This window comes from Allobosea sp. BH3, from assembly GCF_025499465.1.
Taxonomy (GTDB): Bacteria; Pseudomonadota; Alphaproteobacteria; order Rhizobiales; family Beijerinckiaceae; genus Allobosea.
The window spans coordinates 59,352-76,204 of sequence record NZ_JAIMCA010000008.1 but is presented as its reverse complement, the minus strand read 5'-3'; the positions used below and the strand labels follow the sequence as shown (position 1 = coordinate 76,204).

Sequence of the window (16,853 nt, the reverse complement as noted above, 5' to 3'; positions counted from 1 at the left end):
CTGTTCGCCGCCATGGCGCTGACACTGACGATCGAGAACGAGACCTCGCTGCCCGATGGTGGCCCGCTGAGCGTCACCACCAGCGGCGGGCGCGGCCTCGATATAGGCCGCGACCAGCATCTCGACTGGGCCCTGCCCGATCCCACGCGCGCCGTCTCCGGCCGCCATTGCGAGATCCGCTTCCGCGATGGCGCCTATTGGCTGCGCGACATCTCGACCAACGGCACCTATGTCAACGGCGGCGATCATCGCGTCCAGTCGCCCTATCGGCTGCAGCATGGCGACCGGCTCGAGATCGGCCACTACATCATCGCGGTCGTGATCGACGAGGAGGCCGGGCAGGCAGCGATGTCCGCGCCGCCGCCCCCGACCTATGCCGCACAGCCCGAATCGCTCTGGGCCCCGAGCGAGGAAGCCGCGCCGCCGATCTCCCGTCGCGACCTGATGCCGCCGAGCCACGCCAAGCCGGTCCATGCCAGCTTCATCGACTGGGCCGCCGACATCCCGGCGGCGGACGCTGCGCCCGCGCCGCCACCTCCACCGCCCGCGCCAAGCTGGTCCACCCCGCCAGCTCTGCCCTCGCCGCCGCAGGGAGACGATTTCGCCTGGGCGCCGCTGCAGCAGCAGCCCGCTCCGGCGATCGAGCCCATGCCGCCGATCCCGACGCCGCGCCGCCCGGCCGCGAACGACCCGACAGCTGCCAATCCCTGGGACGAGCCCGCCTCCGAATCGGAGGCCCTGCCGCCGGAGCCCATGCGCGCCGCCGAGCCCGAACTCGCTCCGGCCCCTCCTCCTACCCCGCAGCCTCCCGCCTTCGCGCCCGAGCCGGTGCCGCAGGCCCCAGCCATGTCCATCTCTGCGGCTGAGTTCATCCAGCGCTTCGCCAAGGGCGCGGGCGTCTCGCCGCAGATGCTGTCGTCCCAGGATTCCGGCGCCTTCGCCGAACAGCTCGGCGGGCTGATGCGGCTGGTCGCCGAGGAACTGAAGGGCTTGCTCGCGGCGCGCGCCGAGAGCAAGCGCATCGCCCGCAGCACCAACCAGACGATGATCCAGGCGCACGACAACAACCCGCTGAAGTTCTCGCCCACGGTGGACGACGCGCTGCAGCTGATCTTCGGCCAGCCGCGCAGCGGCTATCTCGATGCCAAGCGCGCCTTCGACGAGAGCTTCCGCGACCTGAAGGCCCACCAGATCAAGACCTATTCGGCCATGCAGCACGCGCTGAAGATGCTGGTCGAGGACCTGGATCCGCAGGCCGTTGCCGAGGCGACGGCGCCCGAGGGCGGCATCGGCGGGCTGATCGGCTCGCGCAAGGCGAAGATGTGGGACGCCTATGTCGCGCGCTGGGAAGCGAAGACCGCCCCTTACGAGAACGGGCTGGTCGACGCCTTCATGATCTATTTCGCCGAGTGCTACGACCGCGGCGGCAAGTGACGGCTGGCGCAGCCGTCATGCTCGGGCTTGACCCGAGCATCTCGTGACGCAGTAGCTCCGGCGCCTGATCCAACAGGAGCTTCTCGGGTCAAGCCCGAGAATGACGCTATGGCAGCGGTCGCGATTACCGCTTCGCGGCCACCGCCGTGATCTCGATGCCGTAGCCCGGCGAGGCCAGCTTGGCCTCGACCGTCGCGCGTGCCGGCGCATGGCCTGGCGCCACCCACTTGTCCCAGACCGCGTTCATCTCGCCGATCTTGCTGATGTCGGTGAGGAAGATCTGGACGCTGAGGATGCGCTCCTTGCCGCTGCCGGCATCGGCCAGCGTCTCCTCCAGCAGCGCCAGCACCTCCTGCGTCTGCTCGGTCAGCGAAAGCCCTTCTGTCTTCTCCGGGACATGGCCGGCGAGAAAGACGATGCCGTTGAAAATGGCGGCGTCGCACCAGCGGGCCGTCAGCCCGATGCGTTCGATGGTCATGGCAAGGTCCTGGTCGAAGGAGGGAACGGGATGGCGGGCTTGGCCTCCCCGCCCCGTCCGGTCAAGCCGGCAGCAGCCGCGCGACATAAGCCGCGACTGCCGGCCAAAGACCGATTCCGGATCAGACGCTTGCGCGGCGTTCCTGAATCGCCGTGCGATCAGCCGCCAATGATGACGGTCGGCAGGCCCATGACGATCTTGTTGGGCGGGCCGAGCGTCTCGACGATCGTGTCGCCCAGCCGGCAGGCCGGCAGATTGTTGATCAGCACCGTCACCGAGCCGTCGACGACGACGCCGATGCCATGCGGCACGGGCGGCGGCACGGGCGTGAGGCAGTTGTGGATGTCGGCGCCGCCGGAGGCGCCGCTGATCATGCCGGCCATGCTGGCGGAGACGGCGTTCTTCGTCGCGATCTCGGCGGCCAGCGCCGCTGGCGCGCCGGGAGTGCCGGCAGCGGCGAGCGTCGCGGCCTCTGCTGCCTGGACGGTCGCATCGGCCACGTTCTTCGCCGCCTGGATCGCCGCGGCGGCAGCGGCCGGCACGCCGCGCCAGGCCGGCAGGCCGCCGATCAGCACGGTGGGGCTGCCTGGTCCCGGGGTCAGGATACCCGGCAGGGGATGCAGCACGGGGTCCGTGGTGCGCGCAGCCGGTCCCTTGGGCATGGTCGTCTCCCGCCTGGCGGATTGCTCTTGGTGAGCCTGTCATGAGGTTTTCAAACAGGCGTCCTTCGAGTCAATGACGGCGGCCACAAATGGCCGCTCTAGCATTGCCTTAATGACGCTTGGTCAGTAGCCATGTAAACTTGCCAGAGCCGGATCCGATCAGGTTGAACCAACCTGATCGGTGAATCCGACTCCAAGCTTACGATGGAGAACGCGTGATCCGATCAGATTGCGCGCAATCTGATCGGCGCGTGATCCAGCCTGCCTTCGAGTGAGCGAGACCGGGATGTCGTGGTACAGCAAGGTGGTCTGGTCGGAAGGGCTCTTCCTCAGGCCGCACCACTTCCAGCAGAATGACCGCTATCTCGAGAACCTGCTGGAGAGCCGCGTCAGATCGATCTCGCCCTACCCCTGGGGCTTTTCGGTACTGGAGATCGACCGCGACCTCGCGCAGCAGAGCCGCATCGGTCTGCGACGCGCCGTCGGTGTGATGCCGGACGGCACACCCTTCTCCATGCCGGACAACACACCCCTTCCGGCCGCGATCGAGGTGCCCGAGAACGCCGCCGGCCAGATCGTCTGGCTCTCGCTGCCGCTGGCCGCCGCCAATACCCGTGAGGTCGACGACACCCTGAACGGCTCGGCAAGCCGCTACCTGCCCTCCACCGAGATGCTGATCGATTCGACCGCCTCGCTGCGGACGGAAGAAGAGATCGACGTCGCCCATCCGCGCCTGGCGCTGGAGCTGCGCAAGACCTCGAAGGCCGGGTATGTCGGCCTGGCGCTGGGCCGCATCCTCGAGGTGCGGGACCGTGCCGTCCTGTTCGACGAGAAGTTCGCCCCGCCCGTGCTGGTCTGCTCCGCCTACCCCGTCATCGAGGGCTGGCTCGACCGCGTCATCGGCTGGATCGACAACAAGCTGGAAGAACTCGCCCGCTACGCCGCCGACCCGACAGCGGGCGGCGGCCTGCAGAGCGCCGACTACTTCGTGCTCCAGCTCCTCAACCGGAACATCCCGGTGTTGAAGCACATGCGCCGCTCGCGCTTCATCCATCCGGAGCGGCTGTTCTCGACGTTCCTCGCGCTGGCGGGCGAGCTCGCGACCTTCACCACCGCCGAGCGTCGCGCCCGCGACTACCCGGCCTACGACCACGACGATCTGGAGAACTGCTTCGCCCCGGTGGTGCGCGACATCCAGGATTATCTCTCGGCCAATCTCGGCCGCCGCGCCATCCGGCTGGAGATCGTCGAGCGCGCGCCCAACGCCTTCATGTCGACGATCCGCGACCGCAGCCTCGTGCGCAACGCCACGCTGGTGCTGGAAGTGGCGGCGCGCCGCCCCCTGACCGAAATCCAGGCTCAGTTCCCGCAGCTCTTCAAGGTCGGCCCCAACACCAAGATGAACGAGATCGTCCATGCCCATTTGCCGGGCGTGAACCTTGTCCATCTGCCGACGCCACCGCCGCAGATCCGCGCGCTGACGGATCATGTATACTTCTATCTCGACCGGACCTCGCCGCTCTGGCCCGAGTTCAGCACGGCAAGTTCGATCGGCATGCATTTTTCCGGTGACTGGCCCGATCTCGAGCTCGAGCTCTGGGCCGTTCTCGAGGGCAGGCGATGAGCGATCCGGGTTCGCCATCCGATCCGTTCGGCCGCTCCGAACGGACGATCATCCGGCCGAACCCCGGCGGGCGCCGCGCGCCCTTGCCACCTGCTCCAGCCGCCCCCGCGCCGGGCAGCCCTGCTCCGCAGGCGCCTCAACCCTATGCGCCGCCGCAAGCTCCCTCGCCCGGCGTGCCGGGTACTGGCGACGAATGGATGTCGCAGCCCGCGCCCATCCCGCAGCGGCCGCAGGCCCCGCCGCCTCCGGCCGGCGGCCAGTCTCTGCCGCGCCGCGAGCAACTGCTGACCCCGAACGCCAACCCGCTGCTGCGCGCCGCAGGCCCGCTCCTGCTGCTGCTCGGGCGCATGCGCGCAAACCTCTCCAACGCACCCTTCGCGCAGCTTCTCGGCCAGGTCGGCGATTCGATCGAGGCCTTCGAGCATGACGTGCGAGGCTCCGGTGCCTCGGCCGAAGCCACTCGCACGGCAAAATACATCCTGGCCGCCACGGCCGACGACATCGTCCAGAACATCCCCGGCGACGACCGCCATGTCTGGACGCAGTACAGCATGCTCTCGCGCTTCTTCGGCGAGCGTACAGGCGGCGTGCGCTTCTTCGAGGAGCTGGATCGCGCTAAGGCCGATCCGAGCGTCAATTACGACCTGCTGGAACTGATGCACGCCTGCCTGGCGCTCGGCTTTCAAGGCATTCACCGCACCTCTTCCGGCGGCGCCAACAATCTCCAGATGATCCAGCGCAGCCTCTTCGAGACGCTGCGCCGGGTGAAGCAGCCCGACCCCGATCTGTCGCCACGCTGGCGCGGGCAGGAGATCGCGGCCGCCGTAGCGGGCTTCAAGGTGCCGGTCTGGTCGGTCGCCGCCATCGCAGCCGTCGCGCTGCTCGGCGTCTATTTCGTCTTCCGCGCCTTGCTGGCGGGCAATGCCGAGGCGGCCTCCACCGCCCTGCTCTCGGTCCATCCCAAGGGCGAGATCGGCATCATGCGCAAGGTCTTCGCCGCCCCGCCGCCGCCTCCCCCGCCACCGCCCCAGCCACCCAAGGTCTGCGGCGCGGTGCAGCCGCCCATCGTCTGTCTGGTGACCCCGAACGTCATCATCGTGCGCCTCGTCGGCATTACCCTGTTCGAGCCGGGCCAGGCCGCCGTGCGCGCCGAGTTCCAGCCGTTGATCGAGCGGATCTCGTCCGTGCTCGAGCAGGAGGGCGGCACGATCAAGGTCGTCGGCCATACCGACAATGTGCCGATCCGCACCGCCCGCTTCCCCTCCAACCTCGTGCTCTCGCAGGCGCGCGCCAAGGCGGTGGGAGACGTGCTGAAGACCAAGCTCAGCAAGCCGGACCGCATCAGCTTCGAGGGCAAGGGCGCTGACACGCCCATCGCCCCGAACAACACCGCCGACGGACGCGCCCAGAACCGGCGCGTCGAGATCCTGATCCAACGCGAAGGCTAGGGTCTGTCGCCATGAATCTCGCCACCTGGCTGCGCATCGTCGCGATCCTGATCGGCACGCTGGCTATGGCGGCGCTGATCTGGTTCGGCGGCCCCTTCCTCGCCTTCGGCGAGGTCCGCCCCTTCGAATCCGTCTGGGTCCGGCTGCCAGTCGTCCTGCTGCTGCTGGTCGGTGCGCTGGCCTGGATCGCCTTCATCGTCATCCGCCGCCGCAAGGCGACCGCCGCGCTCGCCGAGGCCCTGGAGAAGGAGGAGTCGACCGGCGACGGTGCCGCCATCTCCAACGCCATGAAGGACGCGCTCGCGACGCTGAAGAGCGCCCGCGGCAAGAATGGCGGTGATTATCTCTATGATCTGCCCTGGTACGTCATCATCGGGCCGCCCGGCGCCGGCAAGACGACGGCGCTGGTCAATTCCGGCCTCAAGTTCCCTCTGGCGCGCGGCGCGACGCCGGCCGCCGTCGCGGGCTCCGGCGGCACGCGCTATTGCGACTGGTGGTTCGCCGAGGATGCGGTGCTGATCGACACCGCTGGCCGCTACACTACGCAGGATACCGATTCCAAGGCCGAGAAAGCGAGCTGGCTCTCCTTCCTCGACCTGCTCAAGAACAATCGCCCGCGCCAGCCGATCAATGGGGTGCTCGTCGCGATCAGCGTCGAGGATCTGCTGACCTCAACGCCCGAGGAGATCGCCGCCCATGCCGACGCGATCCGCTCGCGCCTGCTGGAGCTGCATGAGCGGCTCAAGGTTGATTTCCCGGTCTATGCGGTCTTCACCAAGTCGGACCTGATCGCCGGCTTCAACGAGTTCTTCGGCTCGCTGACGGAGCCGCAGCGGCGCATGGTCTGGGGCCACAGCTTCCAGACCGCCGACAAGACCCGCAACATGATCGGCGATGTGCCGCCCGAATACGACGCACTGATCGAGCGGCTCAACGAGCGCCTCGCAGACCGGCTGCAGGACGAGCACAACCCGACGGCCCGCGCCCAGATCTTCGGCTTCCCGAGCCAGATGGCGACGCTGAAGCACACGCTCGTCGACTTCCTGACGCGCGTCTTCGAGCCGACGCGCTACCGTGCCAACGCCACGCTGCGCGGCTTCTACTTCACCTCCGGCACGCAGGAAGGCACGCCGATCGACCAGTTGATCGGTGCGCTCTCCCGCAATTTCGGCTCCGACCATGCTGGTGCAGCCGCCTTTTCCGGCAAGGGCAAGAGCTATTTCCTCACCGACCTGATCCAGAAGGTGGTGATCGGCGAATCCGGCTGGGTCTCGACCGATCTCGGCGCCGCCCGCCGCTCGACGGCGCTGCGCGTCGCCGGCTTCGCCACGGTCGCGATCCTGTCGCTGGCCGCGCTCGGCCTGTGGTGGATCAGCTTCTCGCGCAACAGCGATCTCATCACCGCCACGAATTACGGCCTCTCCGATTATCGCAGTTCCGCAGCCCCCGTGCTGCAGGAGGCGACCGTCTCCGACCGCAATTTCAGCCGCATCCTGCCGCTGCTGCACAAGCTCAGGAACATGCCGGCCGGCTACGCCACCAAGGACGAGCCGACGCCGGCGCTGGCGGGGCTGGGCCTCAGCCAGCGCGAGCGGCTGGAGAACGCCGGCACGATTACCTATCGCGAGGCACTGGAGCGCCTGATGCGCTCGCGCATCATCTTCCGGCTGGAAGAGCAGCTCGAGGCCAACGCCAACAATCCCGGCTTCGTCTACGAGGCGCTGAAGGTCTACATGATGGTCGGCGGCCAGGCGAAGCTGGACCCTGAGCTCGTCACCTCCTGGATGCGGCTGGACTGGGCCGAGAACCTCTTCCCCGGCGCCGCCAACGCCAAGGGCCGCGAGGCGCTGGAGGAGCATCTCTCCGCCATGCTCGATCTCGACGAGGGCGACGCCGAGCCCATCGTCAAGCTCAACCAGTCCCTGATCGAGCAGAGCCAGCGCACCCTGCGCCGCCTCAGCATCGCCGAGCGCGCCTATGAGCTGCTGCGCACCCAGGCCCGCAGCCAGAGCCAGAAGGATTGGGTCGCCTCCCAGCGCGGCGGCTCCGATGCGCGCCTGGTGTTCGAGGGCATGAGCGGCGAAGACCTCGATCAGGTCCGCGTGCCCTATTTCTACACCTATGACGGCTTCCAGCGCGCCTTCATCGAGCGCCTCGGCGATATCGGCGACCGCATCGAGAAGGAACGCTGGGTTCTCGGCGACAATGTCGACCAGCAGGCGATCACCGCCCAATACGCCACGCTCTTCCAGGACCTGATGAAGCTCTACAGCCGCGACTATGTCGCGACCTGGCAGCGCTCGCTCAGGCGCCTGAAGCTGCGCCCCCTCAACGCCGACAAGCCACGCTATGTCGCGCTGAGCGCTATCGCCGCACCGACCTCACCTTTCAAGCAGGTGCTGGAATCGCTGCGCGACGAGACGCAGCTCACCAAGGAGCGGCCGGACATCAAGAAGGCGGCCGCGCAGGCCGCTACCAAGGCCGCGGCACAGACGCTGGAGCAGCGTGCGAACGACGCGCTCGGCCGGCTCGGCACCAATCTGCCGCTGGCCGCCCCTGGCGTCGACCGCGTGCTCTCGAGCGGCAACGAGGCGGCGCTGGGCGCCGATATCGAGGGGCAGTTCAAGCCCTTCCACGTCCTCGTCGACGGCGATCTCGGCCGCCGACCCGTCGACCAGCTTCTGCAGACGCTTGCGGAGATCAATCAGAATCTCGCCACCGCCGCGACCAACCCGGCCCAATCGGCAGCGGCGAACGCCGCGCTGGTGCCGCTGATCGCGACGCTGCGCGCCAATTCCTCGCGCTACCCCGCCCCCTTCGACGCCATGGTCATCCAGGCCGTGAACGACTTCGAGGGCGATGCGACGGGCGCCACGGTAGCCCTACTTCGGCAGGCGCTGGCGGAGCAGGTCACCCGCGTCTGCAACGAGGTGATGAACAACCGCTACCCCTTCACCAAGGCCAGCACCCGCGACGTGCCGCTCGCCGATTTCGCCCGGCTCTTCGCCCCCGGCCAGATCCTCGACAAGTTCTACAAGGACCGGCTGGAGCCCTTCGTCGACACCTCGAAGGCGCAGTGGAACTGGCGGGTCGACAGCCGCGTCGCGCGCGCCCTCTCGCCGACGACGCTCCGCGAATTTCAGCGCGCCAGCGAGATCAAGGAAGCCTTTTTCCCGACCGGCGGCAACCTGCCCTCCTTCCAGATGGTGGTGACGCCGACGGCGCTCTCGGCCGATGCCGCCAGCGCCAAGCTCGAGATCAACGGCTTCACCGTCACGAGCCAGCAGGGCGTCAACACGCCGACCCCGGTGATGTGGCCGGGTGGCGGCGTCGGCAAGACGGCCGTGACGCTAACGCTCGGCGGCAGCAGCCAGGGCGGGGCCTTCGGCGGCGGCTTCTTCTCCTCGGGCTCGCAGGCCGCCCCCCAGGGCGAGGCGAAGCTCTTCGAGAAGGAAGGCACCTGGTCCTTCTTCCGCCTGCTCGATGCCGGCTCTGTACTGAAGCAGGGAGACAATGTCGGCTTCAACCTCAATGCCGGCGGCCGCCAAGTGGGATATTCCTTCGGTGTCGGCTCGCTCAAGAACCCGCTGATCCTGCCGGCCCTGCGGGAAATCCGCTGCCCCAGCGGGATTTGACCCGGTGCCCTGCGGCCTCTTCGGCAAGCTCCCGGCGAAGCGTGACTTCATCGCGCTCAACGCGCCGGGCGGCTTCCTGACCGTCTACGAAAAATGGCTTCAGGGCGGCCTGACCGCGAGCCGGCTCGAACTTGGCCAGGCCTGGCAGGAGGCCTATCTCAACGCCCCGATCTGGCGCTTCTGGCTGGGCGCGGCCCATGGCGGTCATACGGTCGCGGGTGCCTTCATGCCCTCTGTCGACGGCATCGGGCGTTATTTCCCGCTGACCGTCTTCGCCATCTCCGCACCGGGCGCGGCCATCCCGCCGCCGGAGCTCGATCCGCAGGACGCATGGTTCGGCGCGATCGAGGATTTCCTGCTGCAGGCGCTGGAACCCGCCGCGAGCTACGAAGCGGTGGCGCAGCATCTCTCCGCCCTGCCCCTCCCGGACGATCATCATCTCGCCGCTCCGCCCAAGGACATGGTGCGCCTCTCGGACGGCACCATCGTCAGCGCCGCGACCGCTGCCGACTTTCCCGAAAGGCTAGCGGCATTGCGGGTCGAGGATCACGCGCGTTCCTATGCCCATGCCGCCTATCTCTGGACGGTGGGCGGACCCAATTTCGAGCCCCTCGCACTGACGGGACAGGGGCTGCCAGATCCTTACCTCTTCTCCGGCCTGCTGACCGGCCGCTTCGATGCCTTCCTCGCCCCGGAACGGGCCATCTCGTGAGGGCCGGCCGATGAACGACAATGCGAGCCCGGACGCCGATTTCGAGACCGGCTGCGTCAGCCATACCGGCAAGGTCCGCCAGGCCAACGAGGACAATTTCCTGCTGCGCCCCGAATACGGGCTCTGGGCGGTGGCGGACGGCATGGGTGGGCACGAGAACGGCGCGCTGGCGAGCGCGACCGTCGTCGCCGCCCTGGAAGTGGTCGGCACCGCCGACAGCGCGCCCGCCCTGCTCGCCATGCTGGAAGATGGCGTGCTCAAGGCGAACGAGGCGCTGCGTGAGGAGATCAGCCGGCGCGGCGCGACCATGGGCGCGACGCTCGTGGTGTTGCTCGTCCATGCCCGGCATTTCGCCTGCCTGTGGTCCGGCGACAGCCGCATCTACCTGATCCGCGGCGGCCGCATCACCCAGATCTCGCGGGACCATACCGAAGTGCAGGAGATGGTCGATCGCGGCGTGCTGACGCCCGAGGAGGCGAAGCAATCGCCGCGCCGCCACGTCATCACCCACGCCATCGGCGTGCACGAGACGCCCGAACTCGACCTGGAGAATGGCGAGATCGCCGATGGCGACGCCTTCCTGCTGTGCTCGGACGGGCTCACCGAACATGTCGCGGACGCCGAAATGCTGCAGGCGGTCGAGGCCGGCGGCGCGCAGGAAGCCTGCGACGCGCTGCTGGCGCTGACGCTTCAGCGCGGCGCACGCGACAACGTAACCATCGTCGTAGTCCGCTATCGACAGGCTGCGACTGAGAGGACACGCTGGATGCCGAACCGACCCGTGCGAGGGAGCACCACGCCAGGGAGCACCATGCCAGGGAACGCTAGGCCATGAGCGACGACTCCGAGCGCACCGTCTTCGCACCGCGCGCCGCCAATGCCCGCCTCGGCACGACGCTGAACGGCATCTACCAGATCGAGAGCCTGATCGGGGTCGGCGGCATGGGCGAGGTCTACAAGGGCCGCGCCATCCAGACCGGCGACGCGGTCGCGATCAAGATGATCCGGCCCGACATGGCACGCGATGAATCCGTGCTCGCGCTGTTCCGGCGCGAAGCGGCGGCGCTGCACAACCTCTATAACGAGGCCATCGTCCGCTACTACGTCTTCGCCATCGATCCGGTGACGGAAACGCCCTATCTCGCGATGGAGTTCGTCGACGGCCAGCCTCTCTCCGAGCGCATCAAGCAGCAGCCGCTGACGATCGAGGAAGCCGACATCCTGCGGCAGCGCGTGGCGCCTGGCCTTCATGCCGCGCATCGGCTCGGCATCATCCATCGCGACATCTCGCCGGACAACATCATCCTGCCCGGCGGCGACCCATCCCGCGCGAAGATCATCGATTTCGGCATCGCCCGGTCCAGCTTGCTCGGCGAGGGTACGGTGATCGGCTCCGGTTTCGCCGGCAAATACAACTACGTCTCGCCGGAGCAGCTCGGCCTCTACGATGGAGAGGTGACGGGCCGCTCGGACATGTATGCCTTCGCGCTGGTGCTGGCGGAGGCCGTGACCGGGCGCGCCCTCGACATGGGCGGCTCCCAGGTCCAGATCCTCGACAAGCGCCGCCGCCTGCCGGATCTCTCCGCCGTCGACGCGCAGCTGCGCCCGCTGCTCGCACGGATGCTCGCGCCCGATCCGAACGACCGCCCCGCCGACATGGCCGAGGTCGCAACCTGGCAATCGGCAGCCGGCAAGAAGGCGGCTGCGGCCAAGAAGCCCGGCTCGGCCAAGCAGGGCCGCTCGCCCCTGCCGCTCGTCGCAGGCATCGCGATCCTCGCCCTTCTGGCAGGCGGCGGCTTCTATGCCTGGAGGACGCTCAATCCGGCGCCCGGCAGCCAGAGCGCCCGCCTGAACGATCCGCCGCCGCTTTCGGAGCAGCCCTCGGCCGCCCCGGGCAACAGCGCCGCCAACGCGCCGCCGACGCTGACGGAACCGCCGGCGCCGGCCGCACCTGCCGCCCCGCCCCCGCCGTCGCCGCCACCGGCCAGCGCCGCACAGGCTCCCGCCCCGACACCGGCCACGCCGTCACAGGTACAGGCGCCGGCGCCAGCCACGCCCACCCCATCAGTTCCGCCGGTGCGTCCGGCCCCGCCGCCCGCACAGTCCCAGCCGAGCGCTGCGGCCGGCGCGGTGGCGACCGCCGTCGAAAATCCCCCGCTTGCGGCCGTCGAGATTCCGGTCAAGCAGCCTCCGGAGCCGAAGACGACCGGCAAACCGCCGGCAACCGCCGCGCTGCAACAACCTCCGGTTCAGCCACAGCAGCCGGCCGCGCCGGAGCCCGAGCCGCGCACTCCGGTCGAGCGCATCGAGCGCTTTGTCCGGGACTATGACGGCGGCCCCTGCTTCTTCCTCTGGCCGGTCGAGATCGGCGAGCGACGCACGACACTGGAAGGCTTCGGCAGCGCCTCGGCGCCCTTCATCGCCTTTGACACCGCCTTCAAAGCCGCACAGGGCTTCGAGGCGCATATCAACCTGCGGCCGATCACGGCGGCGCAATGCCCGATGGTCGATTTCCTGCGCCGGCCCGGCGTCGCGATCGACCGCAGCCCGCGGCTCCAGATCGGCGCCTTCAACATGAAGAGCGGCGACATCCTGAGCGGCTCCGTCGAGGCCGGCGGCGGCCAGAACCTCGACGTCGTGCTGATCGGCGACGACGGCCTCGTCTACTACCTCGCCAGCTTCATGAAGCGCGAGGGCGGCAAGGTGATCTTCAATCTCAAGCTGGAATCGACCGGCGGCCCGCAGCGTCCGCAGACCGTCCTCGCGCTCGTCAGCCGCGAGCCGCTGCCGGCATTGTCGGGCCCGAACCCTGCGCCCTCCGCCGAGTTCTTCGCCAACCTCAGGCTCGATCTCGCCCGCCAGACCGGCCCCCTCGGCATCGGCATCAAGTATTTCCGGATCGAGTGAAAATGCTGGGCGTCATTCTCGGGCTTGACCCGAGAATCTCATGACGAGAAGGCTCTGGTTGAAGAGATGCCCGGGTCAAGCCCGGGCATGACGCTGGCCAACCGCGCTGGGCTGCCCCTCAATTCTCCCGATACAGCACGCCCCACTCGTCCTGCCAGACGCCGGCCGTATCCTCGACGACGATCGGCGCCTGCAATTCGTTGGCGAGGCGGATCGCCTGGCGGAACGCATCCTTCGCAGCCAGTTCGTCGCTGACGAAATCATTGACGAGATGCCCGCCGGCAAGATCGGCCGGGCAGAGAACCCGTCCGAAGGCCTCTCCGCCGCGCTCGCTCAGGCTGAGCGTGATCGCGTCGGCCTGCGGCTCGTCGACCTGCTCGAAACGGTTCACCGCCATGCGTCTTCACTCCTCTTCCGGCTCGCCGGGCAGGCCGGGAGCGAATGGCCGCGCGCAGGAGCGCCCGCGGCGAAATCTCACTTCTTAGGCTGCGGCCGCGCGAGGCCAGGCCCCATGGTCGGCCGGACCGCGCTGTAGCGGTCCAGCCGGACCTTGATCATGTCGTTGAACTTCTTGTGGACCTCGGAGACCGAGAGCGTCTTCGTCTCGCCGCCGGCATCCGCGTAGAAGATCGGCCGATTGGCCTGGGCCGGCTTCGGCAAAAGCTCGGCTGCCTTCACGCCCGGCTGCTCCTCCATCGTCTCGATGAAGGTCTGCGCCGCATCGGGCCCGAGAAAATGGATCAGGTAGATCTCTCCGCCGGTGAGATGGCGCCCCAGCGCCCGCTCCAGCCTGAGCGTGTCGCGCTTCAGCATTTCCGCCGCCAGCAGCGCCGAGATGTAGGGCTCGCGCCGCAAGTCGAGAACGCGCTGGCGCTCATTGCCGTCGCCGATAACGAATTGCCGGCCCGAACGGCCGATGAGCTTGGCTTCAGCCGCGAGCCCGTGCTTCGCCCCGAACTCGTAGATCACGCCGAGCCAGGTCTGCTCGATGAACTGGTAGAGGCCGGTGGCCGAGGAGGTCTGCGCCTTCACCGCCGTCGAGAATGAGGATTCCTTGTCGGCGACCGCCATCAGCAATGTCGGATCCGCCCCGACCACCTTGCTCGCCCGCACGATCAGGTCGACGAGGTGCCGGCGGATGCGGATCGGCCCGAAGGTCAGGAGTTGGTCGGGATCGCCGCTGGCGATCATCGGCGGCGCGGTCGGGCGAGAGCCCGGCGCTGCGGCAACGGGCGGACCACCCTTCGGCGGCACCAGCAGGATATTGGACGGCAGCTGAAGCTGGTTCACAGGCACCTGCTGCTGCGGCGCCGCATCGTCCTGCGGCTTGATCGCGGCCAGCGACGGGTCGTTGTCGAGCGCGAACTGCGCCGCCTGCCGCGCTCCCTCCAGATCCTGCTCGACCGAGGACAGGATCAGCGAAGGCCGGGCGGGCGCATCCTTCAGCGCCGGAGCCTCGAGCCCTGCGACCTCCTCGCCGCCCTCGGGCGGCGCCGGCCTGTCCTGTTGCTGCAGCCGCGCATAGGCGAGACCGAGCACAGCCGCCGCCACACAGGTGACCCCGGCGACGACACCGGCGATCACCAGGCGCCCGGACGAAGCCTTCCTCGGTGGCGCTGCCTTGCCGGCAGGCTCGGCCGTAGCCTTGTCGACGGCAGCAGGCGCGGCAGCCGGAGCGACCTGCGCCGCGGCCGGCTTGGCGACGACAGGGGCCACCGCCTTCGGAGGTGGAGCTGCGGCGCGCGGTGGAGCGGGCGCCACGGGAGCGGCCTTTGGAGCGGGCGGCGGGGGCGGCGCCGGGCGTGGAGCCGGCTTCTCTTCCGCCGGCAGCGCAGAGGGCTCAGCCTCCCCCGTCACGAGGCGTCGCAGCCCCGCAAACCAGCCTGCATCGCCCTTCGTTCCAAGTGCCGTCAGCTCGTCAAAGAGCCGTTGCGCGGTGAGCTGCGGCACGCCGGCCTCGCGTGCAATCTTCACAACGCTGCCCTTGTCCGGGCGCTCCGCCATGGTCTTCAGCGCAAAGAACCAGAGCTGGAGCGGCGTGCGCCGGCTTTCCAGCGGCGTCCCGGCCGCCGGATGGATCAGGTAGTTGCAGTGGTTGCAGGCAAAGCCGCGCAGCTTCGGGCGCGGCTCGAACGTCGCGGGGCGCCCACAGGCTGGGCAGGCCATGCTGGTCCCGCCATGGCGCAGGCGCATCAGCGCCGCGAGGCAGGCCTCCTCCGGAAACAGCGCCTGGAATTGCCGGAAGCGCTCGCTCATCCTACCGGTCTCGCGCTCCTTCGCTCCCTTCCGCAAGGTTACGACGCCTCTAGCCCGAGGACAATTAAGATGCGCGCAGCAGACCGAGCCGCGCGATGTCCTTCAGGTGCATCGCAACCTCCTCCGCCGTCGCGCGCTCGGGAACATCCGGCGCGCCGGCGCCGGCCGCGCGGGCCTCCGCCAGGAAGGCGTTCATCGCGTCGAGCAGCATGCGCTGGTCACGCGAGCCGTCGAGCAGGCTGACGAACTTGCGCAGCACGATGCTGTCGAGTTGCACCGAGCTGTGGCGCAGATCGGTCACCAGCGATGCGGTCGACGCCTGCCAGCGGGCGACCGGGCTGACAGCGGGCCTGTCGCCGACCTCGGCCGTCAAGGCCGGCGGCTCCAGGCGGGTGTCGAGCAGCCCTGCCTTGAAGATCGCGATCAGGGCCTCTTCCAGCCGGGCGATCTCCTGCGCGCGCTCGGGACCGTTCCCGATCCCGACCTCGTTGCAGGATCGTTCGACGAGGTCGTCCCAGGCGACGCTGGCCGGCCAGGCCCCGCCCAGGATTCCGAGCGCAGCCTTGCAGAGCGGCAGATCGACAGCGAGGCCGACGCCCTCCTTGAAGACGAATCGCTCGACGCCGGGCTTGGCCTCCTTCTCCGCCTCGGGCGGCGCAGGCCGGACATCGGCTGCGAGCCAATAAGGCCGCAGCGCATCTGCCGCGATGCCGCGCCTCAGCGGCAGCCCGGCCCGGCATAGCAGCGTCTCGCGGAAGGCCCGCCCGATCAGCAGGTCCAGCATCTGCTCGCGCTGGTCCGCCTGCTCGATCGGGATCTGAGCCAGCATCCGCTGCGCTGGCCCCCGCGCCCCACCGAAAGCATTCGGGAACGACGCTTCCGCCAGGAACTGCAGTCCGTGCCGCCCCGCCGCCGACAGCACCTCATGCAGCGCGAAGGCGCGCGCGCCGGGGTTGAGATCGTCATGGTATAGGACGTTGTCGGGAATGCCCTCGATCTGCTTGTAGCGTTCCCGCAAGGCCACGCCGTGGAAGCTTTCGGGCTCGCTGGCCTCCGCCACCTCCTTCAGCGCCGCCCGCGCCACCTTCACCCGTTCGCGCGGGTCCTCGATGTCGCGCACCGCATAGAGCATGACGTCCCGCGCCAGATCGCGCAGCCGGCAGCCGGGCAGAGCGTTGTAGCTGACATAGGCCACCCCATGCGGCGCCAGCAGCTCCCCGTAGAGCGCGATGATGCGCTCGCGCACCGCATCCGGCACCCAGGAATAGACGCCATGGGCGATGATATAGTCGAACTGGCCGAGCCCTGGCGGCAGCGCCAGGATGTCCTCCTGCCGAAATTCGAGATTGGTCAGCCCGAGCTCGGCCGTGTTCTGCTGCGCCTGCCGGATCGAATCCCCGCTCAGGTCGATGCCGAGGAAGGAACTGCCGGGAAACTGCGCGGCCATCGGAATGAGGTTGCCACCGCGCCCGCAGCCGAGCTCGAGCACCCGCATGGCCGAGGGCGACGCCGGGCTCATCCCATGGAAATGCGCTATCGTCGCCAGCCGCGCCGGATGGGTCTGCGAGAAGGCATGCCCCGGATAGGCCACCGCATCATAGGGGTTGATCGTTGAAGCACTCGTCATCGTTGCCCGCCCGGCTCGGTTGCGATCATTCCACCCCGGCCGCACCCGGCGCGCCTCATCCGTTCGCAGG

12 protein-coding genes are annotated in these 16,853 nt (G+C 68.6%); 7 read left to right on the top strand and 5 right to left on the bottom strand.

Annotated features, from left to right (window positions below; translation table 11 throughout):
- Positions 1-12 precede the first annotated feature (12 nt).
- Positions 13-1,434 carry a type VI secretion system-associated FHA domain protein TagH gene (gene tagH, locus BoBH3_RS23745; protein WP_262333340.1) on the top strand — a complete coding sequence of 474 codons (1,422 nt, stop codon included), beginning with the start codon at positions 13-15 and terminating at the stop codon, positions 1,432-1,434.
- Positions 1,435-1,558: 124 nt separating this feature from the next.
- Here tagH and BoBH3_RS23740 read toward each other — a convergent pair whose 3' ends face one another.
- Together BoBH3_RS23740 and BoBH3_RS23735 are read right to left on the bottom strand one after the other, a co-directional pair.
- Positions 1,559-1,912 (bottom strand): RidA family protein, encoded by a 354-nt coding sequence (locus BoBH3_RS23740; protein WP_262333339.1) that lies wholly within the window; start codon positions 1,910-1,912, stop codon positions 1,559-1,561.
- Between the two features lie 158 nt (positions 1,913-2,070).
- A complete protein-coding gene (locus BoBH3_RS23735; protein WP_262333338.1) occupies positions 2,071-2,574 on the bottom strand; it encodes a PAAR domain-containing protein in 504 nt (167 codons plus the stop codon).
- A gap of 286 nt (positions 2,575-2,860) precedes the next feature.
- Here BoBH3_RS23735 and tssK point away from each other — a divergent pair, with 286 nt between their 5' ends.
- The 6 genes from tssK to BoBH3_RS23705 are packed head-to-tail and all read left to right on the top strand — an operon-like array spanning position 2,861 to position 12,900.
- Positions 2,861-4,198, top strand: coding sequence for a type VI secretion system baseplate subunit TssK (gene tssK / locus BoBH3_RS23730; RefSeq protein ID WP_262333337.1), 1,338 nt, complete (start codon positions 2,861-2,863; stop codon positions 4,196-4,198).
- Positions 4,195-5,646 carry a type VI secretion system protein TssL, long form gene (gene tssL / locus BoBH3_RS23725; protein ID WP_262333336.1) on the top strand — a complete coding sequence of 484 codons (1,452 nt, stop codon included), beginning with the start codon at positions 4,195-4,197 and terminating at the stop codon, positions 5,644-5,646. Before tssK ends, tssL begins: the two co-directional genes overlap by 4 nt.
- Before the next feature lie 11 nt (positions 5,647-5,657).
- Positions 5,658-9,281 (top strand): type VI secretion system membrane subunit TssM, encoded by a 3,624-nt coding sequence (tssM, locus tag BoBH3_RS23720; RefSeq protein WP_262333335.1) that lies wholly within the window; start codon positions 5,658-5,660, stop codon positions 9,279-9,281.
- Between the two features lie 4 nt (positions 9,282-9,285).
- A complete protein-coding gene (gene tagF / locus BoBH3_RS23715) occupies positions 9,286-9,993 on the top strand; it encodes a type VI secretion system-associated protein TagF (RefSeq protein ID WP_262333334.1) in 708 nt (235 codons plus the stop codon).
- A 10-nt stretch (positions 9,994-10,003) separates the two neighbouring features.
- Positions 10,004-10,828, top strand: coding sequence for a PP2C family protein-serine/threonine phosphatase (locus BoBH3_RS23710; protein ID WP_262333333.1), 825 nt, complete (start codon positions 10,004-10,006; stop codon positions 10,826-10,828).
- Positions 10,825-12,900, top strand: coding sequence for a serine/threonine-protein kinase (locus tag BoBH3_RS23705; RefSeq protein ID WP_262333332.1), 2,076 nt, complete (start codon positions 10,825-10,827; stop codon positions 12,898-12,900). The genes BoBH3_RS23710 and BoBH3_RS23705 overlap by 4 nt, the downstream gene beginning before the upstream one ends.
- 118 nt (positions 12,901-13,018) lie before the next feature.
- Here BoBH3_RS23705 and BoBH3_RS23700 read toward each other — a convergent pair whose 3' ends face one another.
- From BoBH3_RS23700 to BoBH3_RS23690, 3 genes are all read right to left on the bottom strand, one after another.
- Positions 13,019-13,297 carry a hypothetical protein gene (locus tag BoBH3_RS23700; protein ID WP_262333331.1) on the bottom strand — a complete coding sequence of 93 codons (279 nt, stop codon included), beginning with the start codon at positions 13,295-13,297 and terminating at the stop codon, positions 13,019-13,021.
- Between the two features lie 77 nt (positions 13,298-13,374).
- Positions 13,375-15,156, bottom strand: a complete 1,782-nt coding sequence (locus BoBH3_RS23695) for a transglycosylase SLT domain-containing protein (protein ID WP_262333330.1) — start codon at positions 15,154-15,156, stop codon at positions 13,375-13,377.
- Positions 15,157-15,220: 64 nt separating this feature from the next.
- Positions 15,221-16,783 carry a methyltransferase domain-containing protein gene (locus tag BoBH3_RS23690; RefSeq protein WP_262333329.1) on the bottom strand — a complete coding sequence of 521 codons (1,563 nt, stop codon included), beginning with the start codon at positions 16,781-16,783 and terminating at the stop codon, positions 15,221-15,223.
- Positions 16,784-16,853: the final 70 nt, after the last annotated feature.